Source organism: Nocardia sp. CA-135398 (genome assembly GCF_050955845.1).
In the GTDB taxonomy this organism is placed as follows: Bacteria; Actinomycetota; Actinomycetes; order Mycobacteriales; family Mycobacteriaceae; genus Nocardia.
Map to the genome: position 1 here is coordinate 7,173,477 of NZ_CP192084.1, position 15,049 is coordinate 7,188,525.

Annotated in this window: 15 protein-coding genes; 10 read left to right on the forward strand and 5 right to left on the reverse strand. The window is 65.4% G+C overall.

Annotated features, from left to right (window positions below):
- Nucleotides 1–55: 55 nt before the first annotated feature.
- From ACQP1T_RS31985 to ACQP1T_RS32010, 6 genes are all read left to right on the forward strand, one after another.
- Complete coding sequence (locus ACQP1T_RS31985) at nt 56–1,891, forward strand: acyl-CoA dehydrogenase (protein WP_433756745.1); 1,836 nt, start codon at nt 56–58, stop codon at nt 1,889–1,891.
- Between the two features lie 102 nt (nt 1,892–1,993).
- On the forward strand, nt 1,994–2,359 hold the full coding sequence (locus ACQP1T_RS31990; protein WP_433756746.1) for a DUF222 domain-containing protein: 366 nt from the start codon (nt 1,994–1,996) through the stop codon (nt 2,357–2,359).
- A 247-nt stretch (nt 2,360–2,606) separates the two neighbouring features.
- Nucleotides 2,607–3,419, forward strand: coding sequence for an alpha/beta fold hydrolase (locus tag ACQP1T_RS31995; RefSeq protein ID WP_433756747.1), 813 nt, complete (start codon nt 2,607–2,609; stop codon nt 3,417–3,419).
- A 28-nt stretch (nt 3,420–3,447) separates the two neighbouring features.
- Nucleotides 3,448–4,218, forward strand: a complete 771-nt coding sequence (locus tag ACQP1T_RS32000; RefSeq protein ID WP_433756748.1) for a MerR family transcriptional regulator — start codon at nt 3,448–3,450, stop codon at nt 4,216–4,218.
- Between the two features lie 482 nt (nt 4,219–4,700).
- Nucleotides 4,701–5,552 carry an alpha/beta fold hydrolase gene (locus tag ACQP1T_RS32005; protein ID WP_433756749.1) on the forward strand — a complete coding sequence of 284 codons (852 nt, stop codon included), beginning with the start codon at nt 4,701–4,703 and terminating at the stop codon, nt 5,550–5,552.
- The gene (locus ACQP1T_RS32010; RefSeq protein WP_433756750.1) at nt 5,539–6,111 is read left to right on the forward strand and encodes a TetR/AcrR family transcriptional regulator; all 573 of its coding nucleotides are present in this window, start codon (nt 5,539–5,541) and stop codon (nt 6,109–6,111) included. The genes ACQP1T_RS32005 and ACQP1T_RS32010 overlap by 14 nt, the downstream gene beginning before the upstream one ends.
- A gap of 614 nt (nt 6,112–6,725) precedes the next feature.
- Here ACQP1T_RS32010 and ACQP1T_RS32015 read toward each other — a convergent pair.
- The 4 genes from ACQP1T_RS32015 to ACQP1T_RS32030 form a co-directional block, all read right to left on the reverse strand.
- A complete protein-coding gene (locus ACQP1T_RS32015; protein ID WP_433756751.1) occupies nt 6,726–8,108 on the reverse strand; it encodes an alpha/beta hydrolase family protein in 1,383 nt (460 codons plus the stop codon).
- An 88-nt stretch (nt 8,109–8,196) separates the two neighbouring features.
- Nucleotides 8,197–8,754, reverse strand: a complete 558-nt coding sequence (locus ACQP1T_RS32020) for an ArsR/SmtB family transcription factor (protein WP_433756752.1) — start codon at nt 8,752–8,754, stop codon at nt 8,197–8,199.
- A 157-nt stretch (nt 8,755–8,911) separates the two neighbouring features.
- Nucleotides 8,912–9,835: an NADP-dependent oxidoreductase gene (locus ACQP1T_RS32025; protein ID WP_433756753.1), complete on the reverse strand. Its 924-nt coding sequence runs from the start codon at nt 9,833–9,835 to the stop codon at nt 8,912–8,914.
- 73 nt (nt 9,836–9,908) lie between these two features.
- The gene (locus ACQP1T_RS32030; protein ID WP_433756754.1) at nt 9,909–10,634 is read right to left on the reverse strand and encodes an SDR family oxidoreductase; all 726 of its coding nucleotides are present in this window, start codon (nt 10,632–10,634) and stop codon (nt 9,909–9,911) included.
- A 48-nt stretch (nt 10,635–10,682) separates the two neighbouring features.
- Here ACQP1T_RS32030 and ACQP1T_RS32035 point away from each other — a divergent pair, with 48 nt between their 5' ends.
- Together ACQP1T_RS32035 and ACQP1T_RS32040 are read left to right on the forward strand one after the other, a co-directional pair.
- Entirely contained in the window at nt 10,683–11,579 is an 897-nt protein-coding gene (locus tag ACQP1T_RS32035) for a LysR family transcriptional regulator (RefSeq protein WP_433756755.1), read from the forward strand.
- Nucleotides 11,580–11,861: 282 nt separating this feature from the next.
- Nucleotides 11,862–12,785 carry an NADP-dependent oxidoreductase gene (locus ACQP1T_RS32040; protein ID WP_433756756.1) on the forward strand — a complete coding sequence of 308 codons (924 nt, stop codon included), beginning with the start codon at nt 11,862–11,864 and terminating at the stop codon, nt 12,783–12,785.
- Nucleotides 12,786–13,167: 382 nt separating this feature from the next.
- On the opposite strand, the gene ACQP1T_RS32045 is transcribed toward ACQP1T_RS32040, so the two are convergent.
- Complete coding sequence (locus tag ACQP1T_RS32045) at nt 13,168–13,692, reverse strand: cupin domain-containing protein (RefSeq protein ID WP_433756757.1); 525 nt, start codon at nt 13,690–13,692, stop codon at nt 13,168–13,170.
- Nucleotides 13,693–13,820: 128 nt separating this feature from the next.
- Here ACQP1T_RS32045 and ACQP1T_RS32050 point away from each other — a divergent pair, with 128 nt between their 5' ends.
- Nucleotides 13,821–14,381, forward strand: coding sequence for a TetR/AcrR family transcriptional regulator (locus tag ACQP1T_RS32050; RefSeq protein ID WP_433756758.1), 561 nt, complete (start codon nt 13,821–13,823; stop codon nt 14,379–14,381).
- Nucleotides 14,382–14,892: 511 nt separating this feature from the next.
- Entirely contained in the window at nt 14,893–15,024 is a 132-nt protein-coding gene (locus ACQP1T_RS32055) for a hypothetical protein (RefSeq protein WP_433756759.1), read from the forward strand.
- Nucleotides 15,025–15,049: the final 25 nt, after the last annotated feature.

A 15,049-nucleotide genomic window follows, 5' to 3' on the forward strand; every position in this document is an offset into this window, starting at 1 on the left:
TGACTATTAAAGGATGCACCTACGTACCGTCGAGGTGCGCCACGAAAGGTCCCCTATGGGTCATTACAAGAGCAACGTCCGCGACCTCGAGTTCAACATGTTCGAGGTCATGGAACTGGATGCGATCCTTCGATCCGGTAGCTTCGCGGGTTTGGACTCGGACACGGTCCGTTCCATGCTCGCCGAGGCCGCGCGGCAGGCCGAAGGTCCCGTCGCCGCGTCCTTCGCCGACGCCGACCGCAATCCGCCGATCTTCGATCCCGAGACGCATTCGGTCGCGTTACCGGACGACTTCAAGAAGTCGGTGCGCACCTGGCAGGACGCGGAGTGGTTCCTCCTCGGCCTGCCCGACGAACTGGGCGGCACTCCCGCGCCGTGGATGGTGACGTGGGCGGTCAACGAGTTGTTGCTCGGCGCGAATCCCGCTGTCTTCTTCTACATGCTGGGACCCGTGATGGCCGACGTCCTGTTCCGGGTCGGCAATGACGAGCAGAAACGGTGGGCGAAGATCGCGATCGATCGACGTTGGGGCGCGACAATGGTGCTCACCGAGCCGGACGCCGGCTCCGACGTCGGGGCCGGCCGCACAAAGGCCGTTAAACAAGACGACGGCAGCTGGCACATCGAAGGCGTGAAGCGTTTCATCACCGGCGCCGAGTCAGATGACCTGGCGGAGAACATCTTCCACCTCGTTCTCGCACGCCCGGAGGGAGCAGGCCCTGGCACGAAAGGTCTGAGCCTTTTCTTCGTGCCGAAATTCCATTTCGACTCACACACCGGCGAACTCGGCGCCCGCAATGGAGCGTTCGTCACCAATGTTGAGCACAAGATGGGCTTGAAAGCTTCCGCCACATGCGAACTCACCTTCGGCGGCCACGGCGTTCCGGCCCGCGGCTGGCTGGTCGGTGACCGCCATGACGGGATCGCTCAGATGTTCAAAGTGATCGAGAACGCCCGAATGTCGGTGGGTACGAAGGCGATCGCTACCCTGTCGACCGGCTACCTCAACGCGCTCGAGTACGCGAAGACCCGGGTGCAAGGCCCTGACTTGACCCAGATGGCGGACAAGACCGCACCACGCGTGACCATCCTTCGCCATCCCGACGTGCGCCGCAGCCTGATGATGCAGAAGGCCTACGCCGAGGGACTACGCGCTGTGTACATGTATGCGGCCGCACATCAAGATCCAGCCAGTGCCCAGCAGGTGTCCGGGGCAGATGCCGACCTCGCTCGCCGGGTGAACGACCTGCTGCTTCCAATCGTCAAGGGTGTCGGCTCCGAACGCGCCTACCAGCATCTGACCGACTCGCTGCAGACCTTCGGCGGCTCCGGCTTCCTGCAGGACTACCCGATCGAGCAGTACATCCGCGACGCGAAGATCGACTCGCTCTACGAGGGCACCACGGCCATCCAGTCCCTGGACTTCTTCTTCCGCAAGATCGCCCGCGACCAAGGCGTCGCCCTGAGGCACCTGCAGAGCCAGATTTCGGCCTTCCTCGAACGCGCGAACAGTGACACACGCCTGACCGATCTACGTGCTGCGCTGGGCACGGCGCTCGGTGATGTACAGGCGATGACACAAGCCTTGTTCGGCTATTTGATGGCCGCCCAGGAACGGCCGAGCGAGCTGTACAAGATCGGACTTGCCTCGGTGCGGTACTTGATGGCGTTCGGGGACCTCATGATCGGATGGAGGCTGCTCGAGCAAGCCGAAATCGCCCTCGCCGCCCTCAGCGACCGACCGTCGAAGACGGATTGCGAGTTCTACGAGGGCAAAGTAGCCGTCGCCGACTTCTTCGCTCGGACCGTCCTGCCGGATCTGTCCTCCGCGAGACGATTCGTAACCTCTGTGACAACGACGCTGATGGAGCTGCCTGACGGTGCGTTCTGAGACCACAGGTATCGCCGGCTGACCCGCGACTTGCCCGAAAATGGCATGCCCAGCCAAACCGATTATCGAACAAATGTTCGAGAATGAGGTAGGCTAGTTCGGGTGAACACACATTCGACTGCATTGGCACCGGGTGCTCCGGCACGAGGATGGTCGGAACTGGCCGATGTCGACTTGCTGCGCACCCTCGTCGAAACCGAACGCCGCCAGCGTCGTTTGGGTGCGGCCATGGTCGCGGCCGTCGCCGAGGCCGAGCGCCGTGGTCTGGCCGCCGACACCGGCTACCGGGACACAGTGGAGCTATTGAGTGATCTGCTGCGGATCAGTGCCTCCGAGGCGCGTCGGCGAATCGAATACGCCGCTCCGCGGGCCCGCTCACGTGCCAGAAAGGGCATGGAGGGCGGCGGCAGGTTGAGGCCGAGCCTCGGTGCGGGACGGTGGATTGCTCCTCTGTCAAGCAGTAGTTGAGGGTCCGCTGGGCTGGTGGGTTCAGGTCGGCGATCATGGCGCGGTAGACGACGTCGGAGAGTCGGCGTTTGAGGATCCGTAGTGCTTCCATGCCGCCGTCGCCTTTGGCTCTGCGTCTGGCCAGCAGTGATGGCGCCCGAGTGCGACGACCGCGCCCGCCGCCGCTCCGAGCGCCGCATCCGCGCGGCCGGGTTCCACGCTTCGGCAGTTGACCCTGACGCAGGGGCAATCCCGCAGCATGGTCGGCATGACTGCGAAAACCGATCACTTCATGGTCCACCACGACGGCGTCACGATCGCGGCGTCCCGCGGTGGTCGGGGACAACCGGTGGTCCTATGCCCCGGGCTCCTCACGACGCAGGCTGATCTGCACGAGCTGACCGAGCTGCTGCGGCGCGATCATGACGTGGTGACCTTTGATCTGCGAGGGCATGGCCTGTCCTCGGCCGCCGATCGATACTCCTTCGAGGCGTTCCTGGGCGATTTCGTCGCTGTGATGGCGGAGGTGGGACACCTCGTCCTGTCCTCGGCGCCCGTGCTCGTGGGCCACTCGCTGGGCGCGGACCTGGTCGTGCACTATGCCTGCGAGTATCCCGGCACCGCCGCGCAGATGGTTCTCATCGACGGGGCGAACCCGGTGCCCGAACCATTCATCACCGAGGCCGACCTGCCGGAGTTCCGTGCGATGTTCGACGGCCTCGCGACAGGGACCGAGGGTGTCGAGGGGATCCCGCGTCAGGTGATGCTCACCGCACAGGAAATACTCGACCTGAATCTCGAGGTGGATGCGGTGCGGTCTGCAATCCTCGACCGGTATCGGAAGATCGACTGTCCGATCAGCATGATCATGTCGACTTCGATGGCTGGCGACAGCGGCGAAGGGCGTGCACCATGGCGCAATAAAAACTGGCGGTCCGGTATCGAGCGGCTGGTCCGCGACCAGCCGCACATCTCCACAACGTGGCTCGACGCCGGTCACGGGCTGCTCGTCACCCACGCCCAGGAGATCGCCCGGATCATCCAGGACACACACGGTCCAGCCTGCCAGGCAACTTCGTAACAGCTTCCAGCTCAAGCAGACTGGTCTGATGCTGACCATCAGCGAGGTCGCCTCGTATGCCAGAGTGACGGTACGAGCGGTGCGGCACTACCACGCCATCGGACTGCTGCCGGAGCCCGAGCGCGACCACTCCGGTTACCGCAGGTACGACGCAGCTACTGTGGTCGAGCTGATCAGGATCCGGACGCTCGCCGAGGCCGGGGTTCCGTTGGCGCGCGTGCGGAAGCTCCTACAGGCAGACACACAGGAGTTCGCGGCGGCGGTCGCAGACATCGACAAGCAACTGCGGGCAGAAATTCGGCAGCGGCAGCAACTGCGCAAGCGGATCACCCGCCTCACTGCCGGGGACAATCTGGCGCTGCCTCCGGAGCTGATCGAGTTTCTCGACCAACTGCGGGCACTCGGAGTCGACGAAAGGATCGTCCAGGTCGAACGCGACGGCTGGATCCCGCTGGTCGCGCGTTCGCCGGAACGCGTCCCAGAGTGGATCACACGCAAGCGGAAACAGATCGCAGACCCGCAGCTCATCGACTTCTATCTCACGCTGAGCCAGGCCCTGGATCACACCGACGACCGAAACCTTGCCGAGTTGGCCGACAAGATGGCCTCATATATCACGCAGATAGCCGACGAACAGGGCGAGGACTATCTCAATGATCCCGACATCGAACCACCGTTGGTCAAAATGCTGGACACGCTGGCGTTCGACACCTGGCCGCCGGCCCGTCGACTGACCGAGCTACTGACGAAGCGCGGCTGGAACGGCTGGACCAAGCTCGAGCGAATAGACCCACCATAGGGCATCGAAACTCTGACCTGCGCCAATAGACCAGCAGAAGACCGACCTAACGCTCTGCCATGCAGGAGACGCAGTCCGGGGTCCCCGTAGTAATCGCCGAAACAACGGATATGGACGTTGGTTCTGGCCAGCGGCGGTGTCGCACTAACCCCAGAAGGGGTGACGTTGCTGCGTACACGACATCCGTTACACGTTCGACCTGCGGAAATGCATTGCCGCTGAGGTTGTCTCACGAACGAAGGTCTCTGGACACCGTCCGGGGCAGACTCGCGTTCGACGCGACTTTCTCGCATCTGACGCGAACATCGTCGACTGCTGTGCGTGTGTCCTGATCAGGTCATACGCCGAACATCGTTGGAATTCCGGCGAGTTCTACCGCAACCCCTGTCCGCGGGCCCGCAAAGCTACCTGTTGACACTCTTGGCTAATTGGATTAGCTTTAAGGCTATCAGCATTAGCTACTAGCTCTTCGGGAGTTCGACATGACCGAGTACCTGACCATCGATGGTGGACAGATCGCCTATGAAGTGGCCGGTTCCGGCCCGCTGGTGGTGCTGTCGCACGGGATCGGTGACCATCGGCAGTCCTATCGGTTCCTGGGTCCGAAGCTGGTTGCGGAGGGCTACCGGGTCGCGGCCGCCGACCTGCGCGGACATGGTGAATCCAGCATTAACTGGAAGTCCCATGACGGCAGCGAGGCCATCTCACGGACCGATGTCGCGGGCGACCTGCTCGCGCTGATCCGCCACCTGGGTGGACCCGCGGTCATCATCGGTCACTCCATCTCCGGTGGCGCCGCCACCATCGCGGCCGCGCAATCGCCCGAACTCGTCAGCGGCATCATCGAACTCAACCCGTTCACCAAGACCCAGCAGTTCGACGCGGGTGCGGTATTCACCGTCGCGCGCTACCGCAAGGGTATGACTCGGCTGATGGGCGCGATGATCTTCAAGAGCCTCCGGCTGTGGATCAGCTACCTGAATGTCGCCTACCCGATCAAGCCGGCCGACTACGACCAGTACATGGCCGAGCTGAGCGAGAAGCTGCGCGAACCCGGCCGATTCGCCGACTTCATGAAGACTGGCAAGTCCACCCCGGCCGACGCCGAAGCGCAACTGCCCAACCTGAGCACCCCCGCACTGATCATCATGGGCACCGAAGATCCCGACTTCCCGGACCCCAAGGCCGAAGGCGATGCCATCGTGGCGCTCATGCCCGCGGGCCTGGGCCGTGTCGAATTGTCCGAGGGCTCCGGACATTACCCGCACGCGGACGCGCCCGATCGGGTCGCCGACCTCGCCTTGGCCTTCCTTCGAGAGCATGCTCATGCCTAGAGTCGGGCTCACCAAGGCCGACGTCGTTCGGGCGGGCGCGGAGCTCGCCGACGACGTCGGCTACGGCAAGCTCGCAATGGCGCCGCTGGCCGAAAGGCTGGGTGTTCGAACACCTTCCCTCTACAAGCACGTCGCCAACCTGGCCGACCTGCAGCGCGGCATCGCCGTCCTGGCCTTGACCGAACTCGACCGCGACATCCGCGATGCCATGCACGGACTCTCCGGCGCCGACGCCTTGGCGGCCTTCGCCCGCGCATTCCGCGCCTACGTGGTCGCGCATCCCGGGCGGTATGCCGCCACCATCGGCGCCGAGTTCGTCGGCGCCGACGATCCGTTGCTGGAACCCAGTGCCCGCCTGGTGGATTCGATGGCGGCAGTACTGCGCGGATACCACATCCCCGAGGCCGAGATGGACCACGCGCTGCGCGCACTGCGCTGTGCGTTCCACGGGTTCGCCTCCCTGCAAGCCTCGCGTGGATTCCAATGGACCGGTGACCCAGAGGTCAGCTTCGACTGGATGATCGACTTCATCGATCGTGGATTACGCGCAGTTCGGTAGGCCTGCCGGCTCTTGATGGCCGTGGTCTTCGTGCTCGCGGGAGCCGTACTCGTCCAGTTGGTACTTCAACGGAACTCGCCGAAAATCCAACGATGTTCGGCGTATGACCTGATCAGGACACACGCACAGCAGTCGACGATGTTCGCGTCAGATGCGAGAAAGTCGCGTCGAACGCGAGTCTGCCCCGGACGGTGTCCAGAGACCTTCGTTCGTGAGACAACCTCAGCGGCAATGCATTTCCGCAGGTCGAACGTGTAACGGATGTCGTGTACGCAGCAACGTCACCCCTTCTGGGGTTACCGGGTGTCGGCCGGCCGCAGAATCCACAACAGCCACGAAAGCGGGAACTTAAAGGTCGAGCGAACCGACCGACTCCAAGATCGTGACACTGGATCTAAAGGTGTCTGCGGTCCGATTCGCTGAACCCGGCTCAGCCGGGGTGGAGGCGGCCGGTCGCCATAGCCGATGAGGTAGTGGTTCTGTTCGCGCTCGAGGCGCGGCTCGAACTGTCGCTGTAGGGCCAAAAAGGTTGACGCGGCGAGATCGCCTCAGCCACGTGCACGCACTGACATGCCGGTGAGCGGATGGCTGGAGTGTAGGTGCGACGGCAGTTTTCAGGCGGAGAGCAAACCCCACGTGGTTGCCCATGCGAGCCAGAGGCATCCGATGAGCAGCAGGATGCCCAGCGCGATCCGGTGCCGCAGGAGCGGGCCGGCATGGGCACGGACCGTCGCGATCGCGGTGCCGGCCAGTAGTGCGGTGGTGAGCAGGGCGAGCAATTGCAGGCCCAGCCATGTCAGCGACCGGGCCGCGACGATCGGGCCGACGGTCCGCGCGTCGAAGGCAAGGATCGACACCACGTACAAGACCGTCGCGAACACCGACATGAGACCGGAGCAGGCCAGCGGGCGCGCGAGTCGGCTCATGGTTCGGGTGGCGCGGAAACGGTGACCGGTGAATGACCACAGCAGATAGCCAGCGAAGCCGAGGATGAGGGCGGCCAGCACAGTCAGTTGCGTCCGCGCCGAGGTCCAACAGCCGCGCCCGGGATCGACGCTGACCATCGTCTCCGGTGGCGGGGCATCGGCGGACGAGATCGGCGGGTTGCCGGCCGCTATCTGCTGCACCCAGCCGGTCATAGTGTCGAAATAGCCGGACACGAACGCTCCACGCGGCGCGCCCGCATACGGCGGGGCTCCGAGACGGTCGAATCCGTCACTGGTCGAGCGGCCGTTGTGTGCGCCACCGCGCAGGAAACCGATGGTGACCGCGGGCGAGGCCGTCAGTGTGTTCCGCAGTACCGCAGCGCTTTCCGCGGGCGGAACCCGCACGTCATGCTGTCCCCATAGGGCGAGGACGGGAATGCGCAGGGCGCGCAGGGCGGGCAACGGATCGAAGTCCGCCTCGGGAAACGCGCCCGTCTCACCGAGCAGACGGGCCGTGGGACCAGCAATCGTCTCGGCGAGCGACCCGGTGACTCCGCGGTGACGCAGTGTCGTGGCGAGGCTCCAGGTTTGTGAGCGCAACGGGCTGAAACCGGACGCGCCGAGCGTGACCAGGAATGCAACACTGCGACTGCGGGATGCCGCCAGCGGTGCGGCCCAGGCTCCCTCGCTGAATCCCCACAGCCCGACCTGATCCGCGCGCACCCCCGCGGTGCGGCGCAGGGTCTCGACGGCGGCCAGGGCATCGTCGGCGAGCAGTGAGATGTCGCGATGAGCGAACGAGTAATCGGTCGTGCGTTTGTCGTAGACCAGCGTCGTGATGCCCGCCGCAGCGAAGGCGCGGGCTTCGGACTGGTATTCCGTGCGCGGTCCCGCACCAGCGCCGGCCACCAGGACGATCCCGGGCGTCTGGGCGTGCGGTGTGGTCGAGCCGATCACGGTGCCGTGCAGGATGAGCCCGCCACCACCGGTGAAGCTGACGTCGGTGCAGGTGAGGCCGGTGCAGTCGAAAGCGGTTGCGGCACTGGCGCTACCGGTCGGCAGGATCGACATGGCCAGCAGGAGCAGGCATGTAATGGCGAATCGGCCGCACGACCGCGAGTGGGTCTGATACATGGGGTGGTCTCTCTGCGCTCGGGATTCAGATTTCGGGGAACCCGAACAGGCGCAGCAGCACCGGCTTCCGGTCGTCACCGGTCTCGTCGGTCGTGCCGTAGCGTTGGACGAGCTGGATGTACTCCTCGAAGAACTCCCGTAGCAGCGTCGGGTCGACGCGAATCGTGGCGCGGGAGAACAGGAACGCATCGGCCCACGCACCGAGGCCAGGAGCCTCCCGTTCGTAGGTGTCGTACAGTTCGACCAGCTCGGCAAGGTTGTGCCGGGTCATTTCCGCAGTGGCCGCGCGCATCTCGTCGGTCTGCTCGGTATAGGCCGGATAGCGGCGGTCGCCAGGGACGGCACGCCACCACCGTTCCTTGCCGTTGGCCAGTTCCGGGACCTCCTCGATGAAGCCGTGCTTGGCCAACTGCCGCAGGTGGTAGCTGGTAAGCCCGGTGCTCTCGCCCAGCGCCTGCGCCAACGAGGTCGCGTTCACCGGCCCATGACGCAACTGTTCCTCGATCCGGCGGCGCAGCGGATGCGCGAGCAGACGCAAAACAGCGACGTCGGTGATCGTCCGAGGAGGAGGCTGACCGGCCATACCCCAGACCGTAATACATGCCAAGATAGTTTGCAAAGATCCTTTGCACATCTGGATCGCAGAACTCGTCCGCCCCACCGAGCAGGCCGCTGACCATTTCGGGAGCACATCTGTCGCTGAACGGTTGGTGGAGCGGGCTGCATTGTGTTGGTGCGGGTTAAGGCTCGAGCACGATTTTGCCGTGGGTGTGTCGGCGTTCGAGTTCGGTGTAGGCCCGGCGGACCTGGGTCAGCGGGTAGACGTTCGCGATCGGGACTTCGAGGTGTCCCTCGGCGATCAGGGCGGCCAATTCGGCGAGTACCTCGGCGCCCGGCCTGGCGTCGGTTCCGGGTTCGGTCTTGACTCCGTACTTCGCGGCCGCTGCGAAATCGGCGATGGTGTCGATCCGCTCGACCGCGACGCCGAGGGCAAGGGCCAGTTCGACGTACCCACCGCCGTGGGTGTCGATGAAGGCATCGATGCCGCCCGGTGCGGCGGCCTTGATCCGGTCGGCGACGCCGTCTCCGTATGCGACCGGGATCACGCCATGGCTTTGCAACCACTCGTGGTTGTGCTGGCTCGCCAGGCCGATGACCGTGGCTCCGGCACGGGGAGCGAGCTGAACGGCGAGCGAGCCGACTCCTCCGGCTGCTGCGGAGACGACAACGGTCTCCCCCTTGTCGAGTTGCACGGAATGTACTGCCCCCCAGGCAGTTACCCCGGCGACGTACAGGCCGCCGGCCACCTCCCAAGGGACGCCGTTCGGTTTGGGTGTGAGGTTGTCGACGTCGACCAGGACCAACTCGGCTTGGGCGGCCCGCTTCTCGGAGAATCCGATCACCTCGTCGCCGACCGAGAATCGGTCGACTCCGGCGCCGACCTCGGCGACAACCCCGGCGAGATCGCTGCCTTGCCCGGACGGAAACGCCGAGGGGAAGATATCCGCCATCGCGCCGGTTCGAATGGCCGCCTCACCGGGGTTGATGCCTGCCGCCTTTACCCGAACCAGGACCTGCCCGTCGTCAGGCACGGGGCGGTCGACCTCGTCGACCCGCAAGACCTCGATTCCGCCGAACTCGTCGTATCTGACTGCCTTTGTCATTGTCTTGCTTCTCCTCCGATGCACGACGCGAGGCTGACTTCGAGAACGGGAATGGTGGGCACCGGCGCGCCCGTCACCAGGGCACTGTTCCGGCGTCGTCGAAGAATCCGCCGGTCGGTCCGTCGTCGGGCAGGGTCGCGAGGTGAATCGCGATGGCCGCGCCCTGTTGTGGTGTGCGAACGCCGCGAAAGCCGTTGAGGTCGGTGGCGGTGAAACCGGGGCAGCCTGAGTTGATCAGGATTTTGGTGTCGCTCAGTTCCTTGACGTATTGGATAGTGAGGGCGTTGAGGAAGGTCTTCGAGGCCAAGTAGGCGGCGGGAACCGGGCCCATGTCGATGCCGGGTGTGGTTTGCAGGGCGAGCGAGCCGACGCTGCTGGACATGTTGACGATTCGCGGTGAGGCCGAGGCGCGCAGCATCGGCAGCATCGCGTTGGTGACCCGGATGACCCCGATCACGTTGGTTTCCACGACAGTTCGCACGGTCGCGGGATCGACCGTGGTCGGTGTCTGCGGCATACCGCCGGTGATCGCGGCGTTGTTGACCAGCACATCGAGCCCTCCGGCCTGGTCGGCGATCAATTCGGCCGCCGCGGCCACACTTGCGTCGTCGGTCACGTCGAGCGGCACACCGAACGCATCGGTCCCGGCCGCGCGCAGCTTCTCCACCGCGGTGTCGCGGCGTTGCCGATCGCGTGCGCCCACACCGATTCGCCAGCCGAGCGCGCCCAGGCCTGCGGCGATCTCGTATCCGATTCCCTTATTCGCGCCGGTCACCAGCGCGATCGTCTGTTCACTCACACCGCTGATCCTGCTGCGGCTCCGGGTGCAGCGTCCAAGACCGGTCGGGTGGGCGGCGATACCGCACGGGTATTGGTCGTGGTCATCGCCGGATACCATGACCTGGTGGAGACGCGGGAGTTGCGATACTTCGTCGCCGTCGCCGAGGAGTTGCACTTCGGGCGGGCGGCACAACGGCTCACGATGGCGCAACCACCGCTATCGCGAGCCATCCAGCAGCTCGAACGGCGGCTCGGAGTCGTTCTGCTGCACCGCACCGCCCGGGCCATCGCTTTGACCGAGGCCGGGGCGGTGCTGCTGCGAGAGGCCCGGACCGCGCTCGACGCGGTCGAAGCCGCAGAGCGGCGAACCCGCCGTGCCGCGGCCGACCAGCCCGGTGTGGTGCTGGCCACCAAGGCCGGAGCGTCCAGCGAACTGTTGTCGAAGCTGCTGCACGCCTACGCCGCCGAACCGGGCGCTGTGGCAGTCGAGGTGATGCTGTGCGGGCCAGGCCAGCCGGAAAGTCTGCTGCGCAACGGGCGTGCCGACGTTGCTCTGCTCCACCGGCCTTACGACACGACAGCCGGATTCGACACCGAGGATCTGCACACCGAACAGCAGGTCGTGGTCTTGCCTGCGGGTCATCCTCTCGCCAACCGGGCGCAGGTGTCGATTGCCGAGGTCAACGCCCAGGCGGACCTGCCCCTGCCGCGCTGGCCCGGACGGGATGGCAGCTATCCGGACGGCCCTGGCCCGCAGGTGCGCGACCATACCCAACTATTCCAACTGATCGCGCTCGGACTGGCTTGCGCGGTCGTGCCCGAGTCGCTGCGAACCCAGCTACGCGACGATCATGCCGTCGTGCCCGTGCCGGACGCGCCGGCCGTTACGACCGTCATCGCTTGGCCACCACACAGCAGATCCAAAGCCGTTGCCGACCTCGTCCACACCGCGACACGCCTCTAACCGACACCACTGTTCACCAGCCGTATCGAGCATCACCAATCTTTCGGGATACATCCAGAAATGCCGCCGCGTTGGCGTTCGTCGGTCGTCCAGATCCGTTGGCTGGCAATACTTTTCAACGCACGCTCTTGCCGATTTCCGTGCACGCCCGACGAGTGCGAGGAACATCATCGCTTACAGTAAAGCCGTTGATCCTGATGAGCGTGGGTGCGTTCGAACCGTGACATCCGACGGTGCTGCTTCGTCTGCCTGTCGGCAATACACGACAACGGAGGACCGAGCATGCAAGCCATCATCGTTGGGAATCGTGACGCCGGCGTCGCCGGGATGACCCTGACTCACGACCTGCCTTACCCCCACGCCGCCGAGAACGACGTGATCGTGAAAGTACACGCCGCCGGGTTCACCCGTGGCGAGCTGGACTGGCCCGGCACTTGGACCGACCGCGCCAGCCGGGACCGGACCCCGAGCGTGCCCGGCCACGAGTTGTCTGGAGTGATCGTCGAGCTGGGGTATGGCACCACGGGTTTGACCGTCGGCCAGCGGGTCTTCGGTCTGGCCGACTGGACCCGCAACGGCACACTGGCCGAATACGCCGCGGTGGAAGCCCGCAACCTCGCTCCCCTGCCCGCAGATATCGACCACACCGTGGCCGCCGCGCTGCCGATCTCGGGGCTGACCGCCTGGCAGGGCCTATTCGACCACGCCCGCCTCACCACCGGTCAGACCGTCCTGATCCACGGCGCCGCCGGCGGTGTCGGCTCGATCGCGGTGCAACTCGCCCGTGAGGCCGGGGCCCGAGTCATCGGCACCGGCCGGGCCCGCGACCGCGACCGCGCGCTCACGTTCGGCGCGCACACCTTCCTGGCCCTGGACACCGAGCCGCTGGAGCAGGTCGGCGAAGTCGATGTGGTATTCGACGTAATCGGCGGAGACATCCTGGATCGCTCGATCACCCTGGTACGCACCGGCGGAACCCTGGTCACCATCGCCACGCCACCCACGATCCAGCCCGACAACGGACGCGCCGTCTTCTTCGTCGTCGAACCTGACCGGTCCCAACTCACCGAGCTCGCCACGCGCCTGCGCGACGGCCGCATCAAGCCAGCCGTCGGTGCTGTCCGCCCCCTCGCCGAAGCACCCGACGCCTTCAAACCCGGCAAGTACAGCCCCGGCAAGACAATCATCCGCGTCAGCGACGAATGAATACACACCGCCGTTCACCCTGATTACGATCGGTCGCCGGGTCGGACCTCTGGGCCCCGATCCCACGCCGATGCATTTCCGACTGCAAAAAATACGAGAACAGCAACAGCGCGCCGACTGCGATCAGAGCGAGTGAACGCTCATGTCGCGGACCTGGCCGGCCAGGAGAGCACCGGAAGATCAACGGCCCGAGATCATCTCGGGCCGTTCGAGTGCACTCTATTGCCGATTATGTGGTGTTCGCCGCTGCTGGCTGGGGCATCCCGAGCCGTGTCCGAACGCGCGGCCGGTTGAGCTCGGATGCAGCAGAGCAGGCATTCGGACCACCGAAGATCAACTGGCAGAGCTTAATTCGGCCCGGTTCGCAATGCGCCACCCTGGTCTATGAGAGCCGGACGCGGTCCGCGCCGATGGCGACGCCGACGATCGTGCAGGTCTCGGTGCCGTGGTTGCGCCAGGCGTGCCGGGTGCCGTTCTGGATGACCACATCGCCTGCCCGCAGCACTGTTTGCTCGCCGTCGTCGAGTTCGAGTGTGACCTCGCCCGAGACGACCAGGACGTAGTCGATGCTGTCGGTGGTATGCATCCCCGGGGCATCAGGCTCCACGACGGCCATCGCGCCCGGCATCTGCCGCTCCACCTCTTCCAGCGCCGAGGCTGCATCAAGGTCCGTGGGCAGGACCTGCTCGCCCGGCGGGATCGTGTTGATCATGAAGCGCGATCCGTCCCGGGGCGGGTACCACGCCTCGGCGGCACGCGGCGAGCCGTCGTCGGGGAACGTGGGCCGTTCGTCGCGGCCCCACAGGCGGTAGGCGGCAAAGCCGGGCATCACCGCGGTGGTGATGGGCTCGACATGACTGTCGTCGACCACGCGAGCCTTGCCCTCGCAGTCGTGCCCGGTGACCACTCGCCGAACCTTTATCGATTCCATCCGATCATCCTTAATACGGTTGCGTATTGATACGGTTGCGTATTAATACGCTACCGTATCCTTCGAGCGCGGGCCCGTCAATACCCCGGCGTATTCTCTTCCCCGTGGTGAACCAGACGACCCGGCTATCTGCCCAGGACTGGGCGCTGGCCGCGCTCAAGGCGATCGCCGACGGCGGGCTGGCCGCAGTCGCGGTCGAACCGCTGGCGCGCACACTCGGCGTGACCAAGGGCAGTTTCTACGCGCACTACCGCAACCGAGACGAGCTGATCGAGGCAGCGCTCGCGGAGTGGGTGCGCAGTCACGGCGAAGGGGGGCTCGCCGAATTCGCGGCGATCGCCGATCCCGAACGGCGGCTGCGCGAGCTGCTCATCACGGTCGTGCAGGCCGTCCAGCCGCTCGCGCCGTCGGTGCATCTGAGCCTGCTCGGCGACCGCAACGATCCCAGGGTCAGGGATGCGGTCGGCCGGGTGAACGGTGCCCGGCTGGAACTCATGACCCGCACTTACCGCGAGCTCGGCCTGCCGCCAGAGCGGGCGGCACATCGGGCGCGGATCGCCTACGCGGCCATCCTCGGCCTGCTACACCTGGCACAAACCGATGAAGACTCCCCGCGTCCTACGGGACTCTCTCACGAAGCGACCGCGATCTTCCTGCCCTCATAACAGCGCACGCCAACAACGAGCAGAGTCACCGCCGGTGGCGCCCGCGCCATCCCGGCCGACAGCCCACGATCCCGAATAACCAGAAATTCTCGCGACTTCAGAACGCGCTGTATTGCCGCTTATCGAGCGGTCGTAGACAACTGCGGGTAAAGCCATCACCGAGGGTGCGCGGCCGGGCAAGCAGACCTCGTCGGGCTCTGAATGGCCTCGCCAGTGCGGCCAGCGCGTACAGCGCCATCCCCGCGACGTCGAATGTCGCTACACGCCCCAATCCTGGACCCGACCGGACCCCCGATGATCACCAGGACGAGGAAGCCAACAATTGCCAATACCGAGCGACTTGCTCGGCAGTGCGACCCGCGTATCTCAGAGGTCCGCCAAGCCGCAATCGTCAGTGCGGCTATCGCGTCCGGAATGATGCTGCTGAGCGGTGCTTCGATCGTGGCCAGGCCTCCAACAGGTGCAGTTGGCGGCTGATGGCGCTCGGGGCGAGCGCGCGACGGACATGGCCGTGCAGATCCGCGAAAACGGTGGCGCGGCACAGTACATGTCCGGCGTGGTGATTCCCGCGGCCGACGGCGGCACACTTTCCCGGGTCGCGACGCTGTTCGGGGACACCTGGGCCGACGGTCTCACCGCCTGAGCCAGCATCAACGGGCTCATCCGCA